Origin of the sequence: Rhodococcus sp. IEGM1339 (genome assembly GCF_050321925.1) — a bacterium.
GTDB lineage: Bacteria > Actinomycetota > Actinomycetes > Mycobacteriales > Mycobacteriaceae > Rhodococcus > Rhodococcus pyridinivorans.
In genome coordinates this window covers 16,841-35,398 of record NZ_JBNQFT010000010.1, presented here as the reverse complement: position 1 = coordinate 35,398, position 18,558 = coordinate 16,841, and the positions used below count along the sequence as shown (strand labels likewise).

At 68.0% G+C, this 18,558-nt stretch carries 17 protein-coding genes; 14 read left to right on the top strand and 3 right to left on the bottom strand.

What is annotated here, in order from left to right:
• Nucleotides 1-6: 6 nt before the first annotated feature.
• From ACQR3U_RS12075 to ACQR3U_RS12045, 7 genes are all read left to right on the top strand, one after another.
• Nucleotides 7-669, top strand: a complete 663-nt coding sequence (locus ACQR3U_RS12075; RefSeq protein WP_006554133.1) for a cell division protein SepF — start codon at nucleotides 7-9, stop codon at nucleotides 667-669.
• A gap of 156 nt (nucleotides 670-825) precedes the next feature.
• Nucleotides 826-1,116, top strand: a complete 291-nt coding sequence (locus ACQR3U_RS12070) for a YggT family protein (protein WP_006554132.1) — start codon at nucleotides 826-828, stop codon at nucleotides 1,114-1,116.
• A 151-nt stretch (nucleotides 1,117-1,267) separates the two neighbouring features.
• Nucleotides 1,268-2,122, top strand: coding sequence for a DivIVA-like cell division protein Wag31 (gene wag31, locus ACQR3U_RS12065; protein WP_006554131.1), 855 nt, complete (start codon nucleotides 1,268-1,270; stop codon nucleotides 2,120-2,122).
• 63 nt (nucleotides 2,123-2,185) lie between these two features.
• A complete protein-coding gene (locus ACQR3U_RS12060) occupies nucleotides 2,186-2,458 on the top strand; it encodes a hypothetical protein (RefSeq protein WP_006554130.1) in 273 nt (90 codons plus the stop codon).
• A gap of 260 nt (nucleotides 2,459-2,718) precedes the next feature.
• Nucleotides 2,719-5,877 carry an isoleucine--tRNA ligase gene (gene ileS / locus ACQR3U_RS12055; RefSeq protein WP_230810275.1) on the top strand — a complete coding sequence of 1,053 codons (3,159 nt, stop codon included), beginning with the start codon at nucleotides 2,719-2,721 and terminating at the stop codon, nucleotides 5,875-5,877.
• Nucleotides 5,878-6,001: 124 nt separating this feature from the next.
• Entirely contained in the window at nucleotides 6,002-7,312 is a 1,311-nt protein-coding gene (locus tag ACQR3U_RS12050; protein ID WP_006554128.1) for a DNA polymerase IV, read from the top strand.
• A 122-nt stretch (nucleotides 7,313-7,434) separates the two neighbouring features.
• Nucleotides 7,435-7,941, top strand: coding sequence for a hypothetical protein (locus ACQR3U_RS12045; RefSeq protein ID WP_033097609.1), 507 nt, complete (start codon nucleotides 7,435-7,437; stop codon nucleotides 7,939-7,941).
• Nucleotides 7,942-8,019: 78 nt separating this feature from the next.
• Here the strand turns inward: ACQR3U_RS12045 and ACQR3U_RS12040 are convergent, their stop codons facing one another.
• Complete coding sequence (locus ACQR3U_RS12040) at nucleotides 8,020-8,976, bottom strand: hypothetical protein (protein ID WP_037216823.1); 957 nt, start codon at nucleotides 8,974-8,976, stop codon at nucleotides 8,020-8,022.
• 66 nt (nucleotides 8,977-9,042) lie between these two features.
• Between ACQR3U_RS12040 and lspA the strand changes: the two genes are divergently transcribed.
• From lspA to dnaE, 5 genes are all read left to right on the top strand, one after another.
• Entirely contained in the window at nucleotides 9,043-9,657 is a 615-nt protein-coding gene (gene lspA, locus ACQR3U_RS12035) for a signal peptidase II (RefSeq protein ID WP_064852386.1), read from the top strand.
• Nucleotides 9,658-9,671: 14 nt separating this feature from the next.
• Nucleotides 9,672-10,580 carry an RluA family pseudouridine synthase gene (locus ACQR3U_RS12030; protein ID WP_170318568.1) on the top strand — a complete coding sequence of 303 codons (909 nt, stop codon included), beginning with the start codon at nucleotides 9,672-9,674 and terminating at the stop codon, nucleotides 10,578-10,580.
• 3 nt (nucleotides 10,581-10,583) lie between these two features.
• Nucleotides 10,584-11,231, top strand: a complete 648-nt coding sequence (locus ACQR3U_RS12025) for a hypothetical protein (protein ID WP_006554123.1) — start codon at nucleotides 10,584-10,586, stop codon at nucleotides 11,229-11,231.
• 123 nt (nucleotides 11,232-11,354) lie between these two features.
• On the top strand, nucleotides 11,355-12,296 hold the full coding sequence (gene rarD / locus ACQR3U_RS12020; protein ID WP_006554122.1) for an EamA family transporter RarD: 942 nt from the start codon (nucleotides 11,355-11,357) through the stop codon (nucleotides 12,294-12,296).
• A gap of 38 nt (nucleotides 12,297-12,334) precedes the next feature.
• Nucleotides 12,335-15,871: a DNA polymerase III subunit alpha gene (gene dnaE / locus ACQR3U_RS12015; RefSeq protein ID WP_230810276.1), complete on the top strand. Its 3,537-nt coding sequence runs from the start codon at nucleotides 12,335-12,337 to the stop codon at nucleotides 15,869-15,871.
• 66 nt (nucleotides 15,872-15,937) lie between these two features.
• Here dnaE and ACQR3U_RS12010 read toward each other — a convergent pair whose 3' ends face one another.
• Nucleotides 15,938-16,165 carry a hypothetical protein gene (locus ACQR3U_RS12010; protein WP_006554120.1) on the bottom strand — a complete coding sequence of 76 codons (228 nt, stop codon included), beginning with the start codon at nucleotides 16,163-16,165 and terminating at the stop codon, nucleotides 15,938-15,940.
• A gap of 138 nt (nucleotides 16,166-16,303) precedes the next feature.
• On the opposite strand from ACQR3U_RS12010, the gene ACQR3U_RS12005 reads away from it, so the two are divergent.
• Together ACQR3U_RS12005 and ilvA are read left to right on the top strand one after the other, a co-directional pair.
• Nucleotides 16,304-16,747 carry a nitroreductase family deazaflavin-dependent oxidoreductase gene (locus ACQR3U_RS12005; RefSeq protein ID WP_024101255.1) on the top strand — a complete coding sequence of 148 codons (444 nt, stop codon included), beginning with the start codon at nucleotides 16,304-16,306 and terminating at the stop codon, nucleotides 16,745-16,747.
• 119 nt (nucleotides 16,748-16,866) lie between these two features.
• A complete protein-coding gene (gene ilvA, locus ACQR3U_RS12000; protein ID WP_230810277.1) occupies nucleotides 16,867-18,192 on the top strand; it encodes a threonine ammonia-lyase IlvA in 1,326 nt (441 codons plus the stop codon).
• A 35-nt stretch (nucleotides 18,193-18,227) separates the two neighbouring features.
• Here ilvA and ACQR3U_RS11995 read toward each other — a convergent pair whose 3' ends face one another.
• Entirely contained in the window at nucleotides 18,228-18,503 is a 276-nt protein-coding gene (locus ACQR3U_RS11995; RefSeq protein WP_019289739.1) for a hypothetical protein, read from the bottom strand.
• Nucleotides 18,504-18,558: the final 55 nt, after the last annotated feature.

Here is an 18,558-nt window from a genome sequence, read left to right as displayed (position 1 = left end):
CGATCGATGAGCACACTCCACAAGTTCAAGGCGTACTTCGGGATGGTGCCGCTCGAGGATTACGAGGACGAGTACCTCGACGATCCGGCGAGTGGCCGCCGCGACCGTGATCGCGACTACGGCGAGGCCACCTATGGCGGCTACGCGCCGTCGCATCGCGACGAGTACGCCCCGTCGCACCGCGAGGAACCGGTTCGTGAGTTCGAGCACGACGAGTTCGACCGGTACGAGCCGGCACCGCGTCCGCGGGTCGAACCCATCACCGCTCGCAGCCCCCGTCCGGCGCCCACCCCGGCCCGCGCGGTTCCCAGCCGTGCACCACTGACGGCGGAGAGCCGGCTCGAGCGCGCCGAGCCCCGGCGTGGTGCGCTCTTCGACGAGGGAGGTCCGTTGTCCAAGATCACCACGTTGCGTCCCCGCGACTACAGCGAGGCGCGCACGATCGGTGAGCGTTTCCGCGACGGAACGCCGGTCATCATGGACCTCGTCGAGATGAGCAACGCCGACGCCAAGCGACTCGTCGACTTCGCGGCCGGGCTCGCCTTCGCGCTGCGCGGTTCGTTCGACAAGGTGGCCACGAAGGTCTTCCTGCTCTCGCCCGCCGACATCGACGTCTCCGCCGAGGAACGGCGGCGTATCGCCGAGACCGGCTTCTACAACCAGCAGTAGTCGACGCGCGCTGCGCGGGCGTGCACCCGGCACGTCCGTCGCGGCATGCCCGTCGCCGTCCCTCGAGCGTTCCGACACGCCCGGCCATGATGCAGATCACTGCAGGCCGGGCGTTTCGGTTTTGATCGACCCGTCATCGTCGGGCATTGTGGGCAGGTGGCCGTTTTCGAGGTGCTGTGGTTCCTGCTGTTCATCTTCTGGCTTCTGCTGATCGGACGGATCATCGTCGAGTTCATCAGAACCTTCGCGCGGGAGTGGAAGCCGTCCGGCTTCGTGGTCGTCGTTCTCGAGGCGATCTTCACGGTCACGGATCCGCCGGTGAAGCTGCTGCGGAGACTGATTCCGCCGCTCAATCTCGGTGGTGTACGGCTCGATCTGTCCATCATGGTCTTGCTGTTCATCGTGTATTTCCTCATGGCATTCCTGCCCAGGGGCGGCGCAGCATGATGCCTGCGTCGGACGTCGGGTCGAGCCGTCCCGGAGCTGCCGTGTGCCACAATGGAGTGCCATATACAGTGGGTTTTGATACGCGTAACGCACTGTCGATTACTCAGAACGCCTGCTTGACCGCTTACTCGACGCGTGAAGGGATCCTTCCATGCCGCTGACACCAGCTGATGTGCACAATGTCGCGTTCAGCAAGCCTCCGATCGGGAAGCGTGGTTACAACGAGGACGAGGTCGACGCCTTCCTCGATCTCGTCGAGCAGGAGTTGACGAACCTCATCGAGGAGAACGCCGACCTGCGTCAGCGGGTCGCCGAACTCGACCAGGAGCTTGCCGAAGCCAAGAAGGCGCCGCGCAGCGCGTCGTCGTCCGCGCCGGCGGCCCCGTCCAAACCCGAACCCGCGCGTGTCGTCGAGACACCCAAGCCGGAACCCGCCCCGGCGCCGGCTCCGGCACCCGTCCCGGTCGCCGCTGCGCCGTCGAGCGGCGACGCGAGCATGCAGGCCGCCAAGGTCCTCGGGCTCGCGCAGGAGATGGCCGACCGCCTCACAGGCGACGCCAAGGCCGAGGCCGAGGAGCTCGTGCGCAACGCTCGGACCAACTCCGAGCAGCTCGTCTCCGACGCCCGCACCCGCAGCGAGGCGATGATCGCCGACGCGCGGCAGAAGTCCGACGCGATGCTCGCCGATGCCCGCACCCGTTCGGAGACCCAGCTGCGTCAGGCCAAGGAGAAGGCCGACGCGCTGCAGGCGGACGCGGAGAAGAAGCACACCGAGATCATGGCCACGATCAACCAGCAGCGTTCGGTGCTGGAGGAGCGCATCGAGCGGCTCAAGACGTTCGAGCGTGAATACCGGGTGCGCCTGAAGTCCTATCTGGAGTCGCAGCTCGAAGAGCTTGAGCAGCGCGGTTCCGCCGTTCCGGTGGACGGTGGACAGGAAGTGTTCAACCAGTCCAACTCGTCGTCGTCGTTCGGATCGTCGTCCTTCGCGAAGGGCAACAGCTGACCGACGGTCTCTCCGGCTGGTGCTGTACGGCCTGGTGCTGTACCTCGGTAGAGGAGGAGCGTCGTGCTCGTCGTCACGCTGGTACTCGCAGCTGTCGGATTCGGTCTTCTCGTGATCGCGTTGATGACCGGTTCGGTGCTCTGGGCATGGGGTTGTATCGCGGTGTGCGTCGTGGGAGCGGTGCTCCTGCTGGCGAGCACGCTCGGCGGACGGAGTTCGGCCGAAGGTGAGTGGGCCGATCCCCGTTCCGTCGGGCAGGCCGGAGCCTCGGGCGGACGACCCGGTCGGCGTGCATCGCGCCGGCGTCGCGGCGACCGGAATTCTTCGGATCGCTGACGCGTCCTACAATATGCATCACCGAGCGTGAAGCTCGATCCCGCGATCGCGGGCGGCGTCGATCCGGCCATCACCGGGGAGCCTCCGGAAGAACGGCGACCTTGCCGGTCGCCCAGTAGAACCGGACGGGTGGGCCCGTCACAGCCCGAACGAGTGGCCGTCCCCCGGGACGAGCAAGCGGGGTGGTACCGCGGTGGCCGTGCACGCGCACGGCGATCGTCCCCGTGCCGAGACGTATCCAGGCACGGAGGAGCCACGCTGTGACCGAGAACCACGCTGCACCGGATCCCACCGCAGCAACCGCCGGCAGTACTGCCGGATATCCGCGCGTCGACTACGACCTGCCGCGCGATTCGGGTGTCGATTTCCCGGCGCTCGAAGAATGTGTGCTCGCACAGTGGGCCTCCGACGGCACCTTCGAGGCCTCGCTGCGCAACCGCGACGGCGCCGACGAGTTCGTCTTCTACGACGGCCCGCCCTTCGCGAACGGACTCCCGCACTACGGGCACCTGCTCACCGGCTACGTCAAGGACGTCGTCCCGCGTTTCCAGACCATGCTCGGCAAGAAGGTCGACCGTCGCTTCGGCTGGGACTGCCACGGCCTGCCCGCCGAGCTCGAGGCGGAGAAGCAGCTCGGCATCAAGGACAAGTCCGAGATCGACTCGATGGGCGTGGCCGAGTTCAACGCCTACTGCAAGCAGTCGGTGCTGCGCTATACCAGTGAGTGGCGCGACTACGTCACCCGCCAGGCACGCTGGGTCGACTTCGACAACGACTACAAGACCCTCGACCTCGACTTCATGGAGTCGGTCATGTGGGCGTTCAAGTCGCTGTACGAGAAGGGCCTGATCTACCAGGGCTTCCGCGTGCTGCCCTACAGTTGGTACGAGCAGACGCCGCTGTCGAACCAGGAGACCCGTCTCGACGACGCCTACAAGATGCGTCAGGACCCGGCGGTCACCGTCGACATGGTGCTGCGCGCCCCCGGCTCCGAACTCGACGGCGCGTGCGCGCTCATCTGGACCACCACGCCGTGGACCCTGCCGTCCAACCTCGCGATCGCGGTGCACCCCGAGATCGAGTATGTCGCCGTGCGCGGGGCCGACGACAAGACCTACCTGCTCGCGCAGGATCGTCTCGGCCACTACGCCCGCGAACTCGGCGAGGAGCCCGAGGTGCTCGGCCGTTACCGCGGCACCGACCTCGTCGGTCTCGCCTACGAGCCGCCCTTCGACTTCTTCACCGGCCGCGAGAACGCCCACCGGGTGATCGCCGCCGACTACGTCACCACCGAGTCCGGCACCGGAATCGTCCACCTCGCACCGGCTTTCGGTGAAGAGGACATGGAGTACTGCCAGCGCAACGGCATCGAGCTCGTACAGCCGCTCGATCCGGGCGGCAAGTTCACCTCGATGGTGCCGCCGTACGAGGGTCTGCAGGTCTTCGACGCCAACCCGGCCATCATCAAGGACCTCAAGGCCGCCGGAAAGCTTGTGCGGCACGAGACCATCGAGCACTCCTACCCGCACTCGTGGCGGTCGGGTCAGCCGTTGATCTACATGGCGGTGCCGTCGTGGTTCGTCGCCGTCACCCGTTTCCGCGACCGCATGGTCGAGCTCAACCAGCAGATCACGTGGGTGCCCGAGCACATCCGCGACGGTCAGTTCGGCAAGTGGCTCGAAGGTGCCCGCGACTGGAACATCAGCCGTAACCGCTACTGGGGCAGCCCGATCCCGGTGTGGATCTCGGACGACCCGGAGTACCCGCGTGTCGACGTCTACGGTTCGCTCGACGAACTCGAACGCGACTTCGGCGTGCGGCCCACCGACCTGCACCGGCCGATGATCGACGAACTCACCCGGCCGAATCCCGACGACCCGACCGGGAAGTCGACCATGCGTCGCGTCCCCGAGGTCCTCGACTGCTGGTTCGAGTCCGGCTCGATGCCGTTCGCCCAGGTGCACTATCCCTTCGAGAACCGCGACTGGTTCGACACGCACTACCCGGGCGACTTCATCGTCGAGTACAACGGCCAGACCCGCGGCTGGTTCTACACGCTTCACGTCCTGGCCACCGCGTTGTTCGACCGTCCCGCCTTCAAATGCGTTGCCGCCCACGGCATCGTTCTCGGCGACGACGGCCTGAAGATGAGCAAGTCGAAGGGCAACTATCCCGACGTCAACGAGGTCTTCGCCCGCGACGGTTCCGACGCGATGCGCTGGTTCCTCATGTCCTCGCCGATCCTGCGCGGCGGCAACCTCGTCGTCACCGAACAGGGTATTCGCGAGGGCGTGCGGCAGGCGCTGCTGCCGCTGTGGAACGCGTGGAGCTTCCTCCAGCTGTACGCGTCGAAGCCGGGCACCTGGCGGACCGATTCGACGAACGTGCTCGACCGGTACATCCTCGCCAAGCTCGCGCAGACCCGCGACGTCATCACCGAGGCACTCGAGACCGTCGACATCGCCGGGGCGTGCGACGAGCTGCGCACCTTCTGCGACGCGCTGACCAACTGGTACGTGCGCCGCTCGCGGAACCGGTTCTGGGACGAGGACACCGACGCGATCGACACCCTCCACACGGTGCTCGAGGTTGTCACGCGCCTGGCCGCGCCGCTGCTGCCGATGGCGTCCGAGGTGATCTGGCGGGGTCTGACCGGTGGTCGGTCGGTGCACCTGGCGGACTGGCCGGCGGCCGGCGACCTGCCCTCGGACCCCGCGCTCGTCGCGGCGATGGACGAGGTGCGCGGGGTGTGCTCGACCGTGCTGTCGCTGCGCAAGGCCCAGAAGCTGCGCGTGCGGCTGCCGCTGCCCGAGGTGACGGTGGCGACGCCTGGTTCGTCGCATCTCGATCCGTTCGTCGATCTCATCAAGGACGAGGTCAACGTCAAGCGGGTCGTGACCACCGACGACGTCGAGGCCCACGGCCGGTTCGAGGTGGTCGTCAACGCGCGTGCCGCCGGTCCGCGTCTCGGCAAGGACGTGCAGACGGTCATCAAGGCCGTCAAGGCGGGAGACTGGACGCAGGCGGAGGACGGCACGGTCACCGCGGCCGGCATCGCCCTGCTGCCCGAGGAGTACACCAGCCGTCTGGTCGCGGCCGAGCCGGAATCCACCGCCGCGCTGCCGGGTGGCAACGGCCTGGTGGTCCTCGACACGGCCGTCACCGAGGAACTCGAGGCCGAGGGCTGGGCCAAGGACCGCATCCGCGAGTTCCAGGACGCGCGCCGCAACCTCGGCCTGGAGGTCTCCGACCGCATCTCGGTGCGGTTCGAGGTTCCCGCCGAACGCGCCGAATGGGCTGCCCGCCACCGGGATCTGATCGCCGGCGAGATCCTCGCCACGACCTTCGAACTCGGTGCCCCCGAGGGCGAGGCGATCGAACTCGGCGAGGGAACCCGCGCGTCCATCGTCAAGGCGTGACCGGGCCGGTGCTTCCGGGAGGATCGAGCGTCCTTCCGGAAGCACCGGTCTGCGGCCTCCCACCGGACGTGTGGGTGCGGCGCACTAGTCTCGACACGTGCCCGCTTCCGTGAGTCGGCGCTGGGTGTTGCACCTGGATCTCGACGCGTTCTTCGCGTCCGCCGAGCAGTTGACCCGGCCGACCCTGCGGGGCCGGCCGGTCCTCGTCGGTGGGCTCGGTGCCCGCGGGGTGGTGGCCGGCGCGAGCTACGAGGCTCGCGTCTACGGTGCGCGCTCGGCCATGCCGATGAGCCGGGCACGGCGCCTCGTCGGACCGGCGGCGGTCGTGCTGCCTCCGCGCGGAATCCTGTACCGCGAACTGAGCGGACTCGTCTTCGACACCCTGCGCGCCCGGATCCCCATTCTCGAGACCCTCTCGCTCGACGAGGCGTTCGCCGAACCTCTCGAACTGGCCGGCGCCGACGCCGACGAGGTCGAACGCTTCTGTGCGGAGCTACGCGAACACGTCAGGGAGAAAACGGGTCTCGTCGCCTCCATCGGAGCAGGATCGGGTAAGCAGATCGCGAAGATCGGGTCCGGTCTCGCGAAACCGGACGGGCTGCTCGTCGTCCGGCCCGAAGGCGAGCTTCCGTTGCTGCACAACCTGCCGGTGCGCAAGCTGTGGGGGATCGGTCCGGTGGCCGAGGACCGGTTGCGGCGACTCGGTATCGAGACCATCGGCGATCTCGCGGCGCTGCCCGTCGCCGAGGCCGCGTCGATCCTCGGCGGCACCATCGGACCGGGATTGCACCGGCTCGCCAACGGATTCGACGACCGGCCCGTCGCCGAACGCGCCGAGGCGAAACAGGTCAGCGCCGAGACCACCTTTCCCACGGACATCGTCGAGATGCCCGGACTGCGGCGGGCGATCGCCGCGTCCGCGACCGCCGCGCACACACGCCTGCGCAAGGACGGGCGTGCCGCCCGCACGGTGGTGCTCAAGCTGCGCAAGGCCGACATGTCGGTGCTCACCCGGTCGTCGACCCTGCCCTACGCCACCGAGGACGTGCAGGTGCTCACCGCCGCCGCCCAGCGCCTCGCGCTCGATCCCCTCGAGATCGGCCCCGTCCGGCTCGTCGGGGTGGGTTATGCGGGTCTGTCCGCGATCGCGCAGGACACCCTGTTCCCCGAGCTCGACCGGACGACGACCGAGGAGATCGGACCGGCCGAGGAGGGCGACGAGGAGCGCGTCGTGGCGAGCGGGCCGGCCACCCGGTGGACGCCGGGCGCCGACGTCTGCCATCCCGAATTCGGGCACGGATGGGTGCAGGGCGCGGGCCACGGCGTGGTCACCGTCCGCTTCGAGACACGCAGCACGGGTCCGGGACCAGCGCGGACGCTCGACGAGAACGATCCCGACCTCACCGTCGCCGACCCGCTCGCGAGCCTGAACTGAAACATGTTCCCGGCGCCCTCATGGTCTTCTTACTACCGCCGGGTACTCTTGCGGGCGATCCGCTGCCGGATGACCGAGCACGACGAACACATCGTGCACGACCGAACGAGAAGGACGAGAAGTTGAAGCTTCGCAAGATCACCGTCGCCACCGTGGCGCTCGCCGCCGCCCTCACGATGTCCGCCTGCAGCTCGGACGACGGCGGTAGCTCCTCCGAGACGACCGCGAAGACCAGCACGACCACGACCGCCGCGGCTCCGGCCGTCGACTACCCGCCGGTGCCCACCGTCGAGGAGCTCAACGCCGACCTCGCGCGCGCCTTCGACCTGAGCGTCCCGGCCGCCGAGAAGACCGACCTGGTTCAGGGTGCCGAGGAGGATCCGGAGCTGATCAACATGGTCGCCCAGGCGGCCAACGACGCCGGTGTGCAGGTCAACGTCGTCGACGTGACCGACAACGAGAACGGCACGATCACCGCCGGTGTCGAGATGGCGCTCGCGGGCAGCGACCAGCCGTCCTTCGGCACGGTCGACTTCGTCGCCGAGGACGACACCTGGAAGGTGTCGAAGGACTACGCGTGCTCCATCGTCATCAACATGGCGCAGCTGCAGTCCCCGGCCTGCGTGTGATGTAGTACTCGTCCCGAACGAACCGACGGCCGGCGCGGATCATCCGCGCCGGCCGTCGGTGTTCGTCCGTCTCCCGCACTACTGATCCGGGGTGTTCCAGCCCACCCGGTCGACCTGCGACTGCGACAGGCGCGTTCCGCCGTCCGGCTCGACGTAGGTCTGATCGCCGCGCACCGTCAGTTCCCCGCCGACGGGCAGGGGGAGCGACGCGTCGATCGTCATCGACCCCTCACCGGCCATCGTGTACTGCTCGATGTCGAGACGGCCCTGCCCGTTCGGCAGCACCCAGGTGGACTCGCGCGGTGTCTGTTCAACCTTCACGTCGACCGTGATGCGGTCGTCCTCCCGCTCGACGAGCGTCGCCGTCCCGACCTGGTCGAGGGTGATGCCCGCGCTCATCACCTGCTGGTGGATCTCCCACACCGCGCCCACCCCGACGGCTTCCTCCGGGAACGAGACGATGCGATAGACGGCCTGGTAGAAGGCCTGCTCGATCGCCGACCGTGCGATATTCGCCGCATCGGGAGTGGGCTCGAGGCGCAGCGCACTGATCGCGCCGGTGGGGCCGATCGTCAGTCCGGCTCCGGAACCCTCGGCATCGGACAGTGCCGATCCGAGCGTCTCGTCCGGCGACGTCGCCGATCCGACGGTGATGTCGACCACGGTGCTCGGGTCCTCGTCGGAGACCGCCCGCTCGACCGTCGCCGAGAGCGGAAGGGTCAGCTCGGGAGTGGAGAAGTCCTGCTGCGGGTCGTCGCCGACGCGCTGGAAGACCTCGGACCGGGTGGTGAGGACGACGCCCTGCTGCACCCCGGCCTCCGGTACGAGCCGCACCACCGATCGGGGTTCGGCACCGGGGTCGAGCACTGTCGTGGTCACCGCCGACACCGGCACCGTCACCTCCGTCGATGTCGCTGCCGTGACGGCGGGCGCGCCATCCGAAGGACCACCGCAACCGGCGACGAGAGCGGAGAGGGACAGCACAGCCGCGAGGGCACACGGCCCCGAGCGGGGGAATCTGGACAGCGCAGGCACGCCACCCAGGGTAGCCACGACGGGAGGGGGAACCGCCGCGGTCGTCCGGTAGGGGATGATGGAGCGGTGACGAACGAAGCTTCCCGACCCGACCGCGACGCGGAGACGCCGGTTCCCGGTCGTGCCGACGAGCCGTCCCCCTCCGTCGGCCGCCGCATGCTGCGGCCGCTGCTGCTCGTGGCGCTCGTCGTCTACGTCGCGGATCTGGTGACGAAGGTGCTCGCCGTCCACTACATCGACCCAGTCGATCCGATCTCGATCGTCGGCGACACGGTCACCCTGACACTCGTCCGCAATCCCGGTGCCGCGTTCTCCATGGCCACGGGCATGACCTGGTTGCTCACGCTGGTCGCGATCGCCGTCGTCGTCGGCGTCGTGAAGATCGGCCGGACCCTGAGATCGAGGTGGTGGGCGCTCGGCCTCGCCCTCGTCCTCGGGGGAGCGCTCGGCAATCTCACCGACCGTCTGTTCCGCTCGCCCGGACCGCTGCAGGGCCACGTCGTCGACTTCGTGTCGGTCGGATGGTGGCCGGTGTTCAACGTCGCCGACTCGGCCATCGTGTGCGGAGCGATCCTGCTCGTGGCCCTGACCGTCTTCGGCGTCGAACCCGACGGTGGTGCCTCGAAGGGCCGGGACGCAGCGCCGGGTGCGGACGAAACGAGAAAGGAATCACACCAGTGAGGGAAACCCGCGCGATGCCCGTACCCGACGGGCTCGACGGGATGCGTGTCGATGCAGGCCTCGCGCGCCTGCTCGGTCTGTCCCGGACCGTGGTCGCCATGCTCACCGAGGAGGGCGCCGTCGTGGTCGACGGCGCGGCGGTGGGCAAGTCCGACCGACTGTCCGCAGGCTCCTGGCTCGAGGTGGAACTGCCCGAGCCGCCCCGCCCCCTGACCATCGAGGCCCAGCCCGTCGAGGGCATGGAGATCCTCTACGCCGACGACGACATCGTCGCGGTCGACAAGCCCGTGGGTGTCGCCGCCCACGCGAGCGTCGGCTGGACCGGACCGACTGTGATCGGCGGCCTCGCCGCCGCCGGCTACCGGATCTCCACGTCCGGCGCCCACGAACGCCAGGGCATCGTGCACCGGCTCGACGTGGGCACCTCCGGCGTCATGGTGGTCGCGACGTCCGAACGCGCCTACACCGTCCTCAAGCGCGCCTTCAAGGAACGCACGGTCGACAAGCGGTACCACGCGCTCGTCCAGGGGCATCCCGACCCGAGCAGCGGCACCATCGACGCACCGATCGGCCGCCACCGCAGCAGCGACTGGAAGTTCACGGTCACCGCCGACGGCAAACCCAGCGTGACGCACTACGACACGATCGAGGCGTTCCAGGCCGCGAGCCTGCTCGACATCCATCTCGAGACCGGTCGGACCCATCAGATCCGGGTGCACTTCTCGGCACTGCGTCACCCCTGCTGCGGCGACCTCACCTACGGAGCCGACCCACGTCTCGCGGCGCGTCTCGGTCTCGAACGGCAGTGGCTGCACGCGTGCACCCTCGGGTTCTCGCACCCGACGCGCGGGCACTGGGTCGAGATCACCAGCAAGTACCCTCCGGATCTCGAACACGCGCTCGCCGTGTTGCGCAACGCCTGACCGATGGGACGTGTCCTGCCCTGGGCGTCGGTCGTCGTTCTCGTCGTCGCGGTGCTCGTCGCCGGGTGGACCTCACCGCCGCGGACGGCCCCCGTGGGGAGCGACACCCTCGGCCCCGACAACGGGGAAGCGGTCGCCGACTATCTGGCACGGGCCGCGGACAGCCTGAGCGAGGCGGCAACGGACGGAGACCTCGAGCACTGGGGACTGGTGTCCTTCACCGACGCCGTCGGCATCGACCGGGTAGTCGAACGCACCGACGAGGTGCGCGTGGCGCAGGTGCTGTTCCGCGTCCCGATCGACCGCGTCCAGACACCACTGGTGCCGGTCGCGGTGCCGGAGAACCCGGAGGCGGTGCGTCGTGCCCCCTCGGTCGCCGCGGGCCGGCTGAGCCTGGTGGAGTTCGGGACCGAACGCGCCGCGCGGGTCGGGGCGGTCTCCGCGCAGCGGCTCGCCGACGGCTGCGACTGCGTCGTCGCGGCGGTGCTCCGGGGTACTCCCTCACAGTTCCGGGCCGTCGCCGACGCCCCGGACGTGCGGGCCGTGGAGGTCCTGCCCGCAGACGCGATCGCGGGACGCTTCGCGGTGACCCCGCTGCTGCCCACCCACGTCGAGACGGTCGTGCCCGGCCCGGACGACGGGGAAGTGTGACGGTGCGGTGGATCCCGTCTCGGAACGACAGTGTCTCGGAAAGACAGTGTCTCGGAAAGACAGTGTCTCGGAAAGACAGTGTCTCGGAACGACAGCGCACCGGCGGAGCCGTAGGGTGAGCCGGTGAGCGACTCGGAGGATCGGAACGACTCGGGGCAGCGGAACATCGTGCGCACCGGGGTGCTGTGCGGTCTGGGTGCCTACGGTTTGTGGGGACTGTTCCCCGCCTACTTCGGTCTGCTCGAACCCGCCGGCGCCGTCGAGATCCTCGCGCACCGCGTGCTGTGGACCCTCGTGCTCATGCTGATCGTACTGGGCGTCATGGGACGCCTCCGCACCCTGCGCGGCCTGTCGGCCCGCACCTGGGGCCTGGTCGCCGCGGCGTCCACCGCGATCGCGGTCAACTGGGGCGTCTACATCTACGGCGTCGTCTCGGGCCGGGTCGTGGAGACCGCACTCGGCTACTTCATCAACCCGCTCGTCAGCGTGGTGTTCGGTGTCCTGTTCTTCCGGGAACGATTGCGGCCGGCGCAGATCGCGGCGCTGGTGCTCGCGGTGTGCGCGGTGGTGGTCATCACCGTCGACTACGGCAGACCGCCGATCATCGCCCTGACCCTGGCGCTGTCCTTCGCGTCCTACGGGGTGATCAAGAAGATCGTGCCGCTCGATCCGCGCACGTCCCTGACAGGGGAGGGGATCGTCGCGGCCCCGTTTGCGCTCGGGTACGTGATCTTCCTCGCGGTGACCGGCACCGGCACCTTCCTCGGGCACGGCGTGGATCACACGGCCCTGCTCGTATCGGCGGGGCTGGTGACCGCAGTGCCGCTGCTGCTCTTCGGCGCGGCCGCACAACGGGTCCCGCTCGCGACACTCGGCATGCTGCAGTACCTCACGCCGAGCCTGCAGATGATGTGGGGTGTGGTGGTGCTCGGGGAGGACATGCCCGCCTCGCGGTGGATCGGTTTCGTCCTGATCTGGATCGCCCTGGCGGTGTACAGCACGGACGCGCTCGTGCGGGCCCGTCGTCAGCGTGCCGTGGTCACTGCGGAGCCTCGCGCGGCTTAGACTCGTCTCTGCCCACAGACATCCCGGGAGAGGCACGCGTGGCTGACTCGTTCGTTCATCTGCACACCCACACCGAGTACTCGATGCTCGACGGTGCCGCGAAGGTCGGACCGTTGTTCAAGGAGGCCGAACGGCTGGGGATGCCGGCCGTGGGCATGACCGACCACGGAAACATGTACGGCGCCAGCGAGTTCTACAACGTCGCCAAGAAGTTCGGCATCAAGCCGATCATCGGCATCGAGGCGTACGTCGCGCCGGAGTCGCGCTTCTCCACCAAGCGTGTGCAGTGGGGTGATCCCGGCCAGAAGTCCGACGACGTCTCCGGCTCGGGTGCCTACACCCACATGACGATGGTCGCCGAGAACTCGACGGGCCTGCGGAACCTGTTCAAGCTGTCCTCCCTCGCATCGATCGAGGGTCAGCTCGGCAAGTGGGCCCGTATGGACGAAGAGCTCATCGCCCACCATCACGAGGGCATCATCGCCACGACCGGCTGCCCGTCGGGCGAGATCCAGACGCGCCTGCGCCTCGGCCACGAGCGCGAAGCGCTCGAAGCCGCCGCGAAGTGGCAGGAGATCTGGGGCAAGGACAACTTCTTCCTCGAGCTGATGGACCACGGCCTGTCCATCGAGCGTCGTGTGCGCGAGGGTCTGATCGAGATCGGCCGCAAGCTCGACATCCCGCCGCTGGTGACCAACGACTGCCACTACGTCACCAAGGATGCGGCCGCGAACCACGAGGCGCTGCTGTGCATCCAGACCGGTAAGACCCTCTCCGATCCCACCCGGTTCAAGTTCGACGGCGACGGCTATTACCTCAAGTCGGCGCAGGAGATGCGCGAGCAGTGGGACCGCGAAGTGCCGGGTGCGTGCGACAGCACGCTGCTCATCGCCGAGCGCGTGCAGTCCTACGAGGACGTGTGGACCCACCGCGACCGGATGCCGATCTTCCCGGTGCCGGAAGGGGAGACGCAGGCGAGCTGGTTGCACAAGGAGGTCATGCGCGGCCTCGACCGTCGCTTCCCCGCCGGCCCGCCCCGCGAGTACGTCGAGCGCGCCGAGTACGAGATCAGCGTCATCAATCAGATGGGCTTCCCCGCCTACTTCCTCGTCGTCGGCGACCTCATCAACCACGCCCGCGAGGTCGGCATCCGCGTCGGCCCCGGCCGTGGTTCGGCCGCCGGTTCGCTCGTCGCCTACGCGATGGGCATCACCAACATCGACCCGATCCCGCACGGTCTGCTGTTCGAGCGGTTTCTCAACCCCGAGCGCGTGTCGATGCCCGATATCGATATCGACTTCGACGATCGTCGCCGCGGTGAGATGGTGCGCTACGCCACCGAGCGGTGGGGCAACGACAAGGTCGCCCAGGTCATCACGTTCGGCACCATCAAGACGAAGGCGGCGATCAAGGACTCCGCGCGAGTGCAGTTCGGCCAGCCCGGATTCGCGATCGCCGACCAGATCACCAAGGCACTTCCGCCGCCGATCATGGCGAAGGACATCCCGGTCTCGGGTATCACCGATCCGAGTCACGAGCGGTACAAGGAAGCTGCCGAGGTTCGTCAGCTGATCGAGTCCAACCCGGACATCAAGAAGATCTACGACACTGCGCTCGGGCTCGAGGGCCTGATCCGCAACGCCGGCGTCCACGCCTGCGCGGTGATCATGTCGTCCGAGCCGCTCATGGACGCGATCCCGCTGTGGAAGCGCGCGCAGGACGGCGCGATCATCACGGGCTGGGATTATCCGTCCTGCGAGGCCATCGGCCTGCTGAAGATGGACTTCCTCGGTCTGCGCAACCTCACCGTCATCGGCGACGCGATCGAGAACATCAAGGTCAACCGCGGGATCGATCTCGACCTCGACACCCTCCCGCTGGAGGATCCGGCGACCTACGAACTGCTCGCGCGTGGCGACACGCTCGGCGTGTTCCAGCTCGACGGCAGCGCCATGCGCGACCTGCTGCGCCGCATGCAGCCCACCGGCTTCGAGGACATCGTCGCGGTGCTCGCGCTGTACCGCCCCGGCCCGATGGGCATGAACGCGCACAACGACTACGCCGACCGCAAGAACGGGCGGCAAGAGGTCAAGCCGATCCACCCCGAGCTCGAGGAACCGCTGAAGGAGATCCTCGCCGACACCTACGGCCTGATCGTCTACCAGGAGCAGATCATGCAGATCGCTCAGAAGGTGGCCGGTTACTCGCTCGGACAGGCAGACCTGCTGCGTCGCGCGATGGGTAAGAAAAAGAAGGAGATCCTCGACGAGGCCTACGACGGCTTCGCGCAGGGCATGAAGGACAACGGCTTCTCGCAGGCGGCGATCACCGCGCTGTGGGACACCGTTCTGCCCTTCGCCGGTTACGCGTTCAACAAGTCGCACGCCGCCGGCTACGGCCTGGTCTCGTTCTGGACCGCCTACCTCAAGGCGAACTACCCGGCCGAGTACATGGCCGGTCTGCTCACCTCCGTCGGCGACGACAAGGACAAGGCCGCGGTCTATCTGTCCGACTGCCGCAAGATGGGCATCACGGTGCTGCCGCCGGACGTCAACGAGTCGCACACCAACTTCATGTCGGTGGGTGAGGACATCCGGTTCGGCCTCGGCGCCGTCCGCAACGTCGGCACGAACGTGGTCGCCTCGATCATCAAGGGGCGGGAGGAGAAGGGCCGCTACACCGACTTCTCCGACTATCTCAACAAGATCGACACCGTCGCGTGTTCGAAGAAGGTCACCGAATCCCTCATCAAGGCAGGTGCATTCGACTCGCTCGGACACCCGCGCAAGGGATTGATGCTCGTCCACGCCGACGCGATCGACGCGGTGATGAGCACGAAGAAGGCCGAGGCCATCGGCCAGTTCGACCTGTTCGGCGGCGACGACGCCGACGAGTCCGTCGCCGCGGTGTTCAACGTCCGCATCCCCGAGGAGGAATGGGACACCAAGCACCGCCTCGCCCTCGAACGGGAGATGCTCGGCCTGTACGTCTCCGGGCACCCGCTCAACGGCGTCGAGCACGTCCTCGCGTCCCAGGCCGACACCCAGATCCCCGCGATCCTCGAAGGCGCGCTCAAGGACGGCAGCCAGGTCACCGTCGGCGGCATCCTCGCCTCGGTGAACCGGCGCATCAACAAGAACGGTCTCGCCTGGGCGTCCGCGCAGCTCGAGGACCTCACCGGTGGCATCGAGGTGCTGTTCTTCCCGCAGTCCTACGCCGTCTACGGCATGGACGTCGTGGAGGACTCGGTGGTGCTGGTCAAGGCCCGGGTGTCGATCCGTGACGACCGGATCTCCCTGATCGCCAACGATCTCGCCGTCCCCGACCTGTCGCAGATCGGGGTCGCGAAGCCGGTCTCGGTGTCGATGCCCACCCGGTTGTGCACCCCCGACAAGGTCGGTGCCCTCAAGAATGTGCTCACGCGCCATCCCGGTTCGTCCGACGTGCACGTGCGGCTCATCACCGGCAGCAAGGTCACCGTCCTCAAGCTCGACGACAGCCTGCGGGTCGAAGCGTCGTCGGCGCTCATGGGCGACCTCAAGGCCCTGCTCGGGCCGGGCTGCCTGGCCACCTAGCGGTCCGCCGCGCGGCGCGAGCCCTTCGGTGAGCGCCGCGCGGGACGCCGGGGTCGGCCGGTGCGTCTAGGAACGGAGTGCGTGCTGCTGGATCCTGCGGACCCACCACACGACGACGGTGACCGCAGCGGCACCGATGACGGCGCTCTGGGCGCTGGTGGTGACGACGAGGACCACGAGCAGGGTCAGGAGACCGGCCGCGAGTGCTTCGAGCTTGTACAGGGGCCAGATCGTGCCGGCGATGTCCACACCGTCGGTGCGCTCACGGTGTATCCGGGGGTCGAGCACGGACATCGCGGTGCACCTCCTGTAGGCCGAGCGACTGTAGGCCGGGCGGAATTCTTTCTTCAGGATAGGCGCAGGGAAGAGTTCGGGCCACCGAACTCGACGATCGGGCGGCGACTGCTACAACGATCGTGTTGACTGGTCGGTATGCCACTGCACGGAGAATACGAACCGAGTCCCGTCGAATGGAGCGCCAAGCAGGTCGAGGAGTACGAGTCGTCGGGCGGAACCCGCGGCACCACCCTCCAGGGTCGACCGGTCATCATCCTGACCACGGTCGGCGCCAAGTCCGGCAAGCTCCGCAAGATCCCTCTCATGCGGGTCGAGCACGAGGGTAGGTACGCCGCTGTCGCCTCGCTCGGCGGTGCACCGAAGCATCCCGTTTGGTACCACAACATCGTCGCGAACCCGCACGTCGAGGTCAGGGACCGCACCGAGGTGTGGGACATGACCGCCCGCGAGGTCCACGGCGAGGAGAAGGCGCAGTGGTGGGAACGTGCCGTCGAGGCGTTCCCGCCCTACGCGGAGTACCAGGAGAAGACCGACCGCGAGATCCCCGTCTTCGTTCTCGAACCGGTCGAAGGCTCGTAGACCGAGCACGCTCGGACGGACTGTGCTGCCACCCCCTCGATGCGGATCCCGCCGTGGTGGTCGAATCGGGGGAGTGGCAGCATTGACGGGTGACCTCCACTTCGCGAACAGCAGAACCGATGACTCTGACCGCCGTGCCCTGCGCGGCCGACATCGATGCGGCTGCCGAGCGAATTTCGGAGGCGGTCGACCCAACGCCGCTCGAGCGCAGCCCTCGACTCTCGGCGCTCGTAGGCGCCGACGTCTACCTCAAGCGGGAGGACCTCACCCGGGTGCGGTCCTTCAAGCTCCGTGGGGCGTACAACGCCATGGCGCAGCTCGACGCGGCCGAGCGCGCCGCGGGCGTCGTCACGGCCAGCGCCGGTAATCACGCGCAGGGTGTCGCCTACGCGTGCCGGGTGATGGGAATCCAGGGCCGGATCTACGTGCCCACCCGCACTCCCAAGCAGAAGCGCGATCGGATCCGTGTCCACGGCGGCGACAGCGTCGAACTCATCGGTGTCGGCGACACCTTCGACGCCGCGGCCGCAGCGGCAGCCGACGATGCGATCCGCACCGGTGCGACGATGATCCCGCCCTTCGACGACGCCCGCACCGCTGCCGGGCAGGGCACCATCGCGCGCGAGGTCCTCGAACAGCTCGACGGCGATCTCGACGTCGTGCTCGTCCCCGTGGGCGGGGGCGGCCTCATCGCCGGTGTCGCCGCCTATCTGCGCGAGCGGTCCCCACGCACGTCGATCGTCGGCGTCGAGCCGGCGGGTGCAGCGTCGATGGCCGCCGCGCTGGTCGCGGGCGGTCCCGTCACGCTGCCGGAGGTCGAGCCGTTCGTCGACGGCGCTGCGGTCAAGCGGATCGGCGACGTTCCCTACGCCGTGGTCTCCGAACTCGGTGCCGAGGTCGTGTCCCATTCGAGCCTGCCGCTCGTGGCTACGCTGCGCCGGGAGGGGCTCGGCCGGGCCCCGTTCGGGATGACCCAGATCGACGAGGGTGCGCTGTGCACCACGATGCTCGATCTGTACCAGAACGAGGGCATCATCGCCGAGCCCGCCGGCGCCCTGTCGGTCGCTGCCCTCGAGTCGATCTCGGTGCAGCCCGGAGCGAACGTGGTGTGCCTGGTGTCGGGCGGCAACAATGACGTCTCACGCTACGGCGAGATCATCGAGCGGTCGCTCGTCCACCGCGGGCTCAAACACTATTTCCTCGTGGACTTCCCCCAGGAGCCCGGCGCACTGCGGCGGTTCCTGGACGAAGTCCTCGGACCGGACGACGACATCACCCTGTTCGAGTACGTCAAGCGCAACAACCGGGAGACCGGCGCTGCCCTCGTCGGTATCGAACTGGGTGCCGCGGAAGACCTTTCGGCTCTGCTCAATCGCATGGACGCGTCGCCGATCGACGCGCAGCGACTCGAGCCGGGGTCGCCGGCCTACCGTTATCTGACGTAACCGGGTGGCCCGGTCACGTCACGGTTGGTGTGCGGTCACCAGCGATTGCACACCAGCCATGGGCCCCACCAATAGCAGTCGGGCCGCCAGTAGTGGTTCCGGTGATGGTCGCGGTCGTACTTCTTGTCGTGATGGTTGTAGTTCTTGTCGTGATCGTGGTGGTCGTACTTTCCGTGGTCGTCGTGTCCTCCGCTGACATTCACGATCCCGGGTGCTGTGTCGACGGTGGGGGTCGCCGATGCGACTCCGGCGGGAGCGAGGACGAGGGCGGTGCTGAGGAATACACTCGCCAGAATCTTCTTGGGTTGCATGGTGATTCACCTCGAGAATTCGACGGTACTTGAGACGGTACTCGCCCACTCGTGG

What these genes read in the sequence shown, in the direction of transcription:
- ACQR3U_RS12025 (WP_006554123.1), top strand. Translation starts at nt 10,584, where the DNA reads ATGGGACGTGTCCTGCCCTGGGCGTCGGTCGTCGTTCTCGTCGTCGCG.
- ACQR3U_RS12010 (WP_006554120.1), bottom strand. Translation starts at nt 16,165, where the DNA reads ATGTCCGTGCTCGACCCCCGGATACACCGTGAGCGCACCGACGGTGTG.
- ACQR3U_RS11995 (WP_019289739.1), bottom strand. Translation starts at nt 18,503, where the DNA reads ATGCAACCCAAGAAGATTCTGGCGAGTGTATTCCTCAGCACCGCCCTC.
- ACQR3U_RS12075 (WP_006554133.1), top strand. Translation starts at nt 7, where the DNA reads ATGAGCACACTCCACAAGTTCAAGGCGTACTTCGGGATGGTGCCGCTC.
- ACQR3U_RS12005 (WP_024101255.1), top strand. Translation starts at nt 16,304, where the DNA reads ATGCCACTGCACGGAGAATACGAACCGAGTCCCGTCGAATGGAGCGCC.
- ilvA (WP_230810277.1), top strand. Translation starts at nt 16,867, where the DNA reads ATGACTCTGACCGCCGTGCCCTGCGCGGCCGACATCGATGCGGCTGCC.
- ACQR3U_RS12030 (WP_170318568.1), top strand. Translation starts at nt 9,672, where the DNA reads ATGCCCGTACCCGACGGGCTCGACGGGATGCGTGTCGATGCAGGCCTC.
- wag31 (WP_006554131.1), top strand. Translation starts at nt 1,268, where the DNA reads ATGCCGCTGACACCAGCTGATGTGCACAATGTCGCGTTCAGCAAGCCT.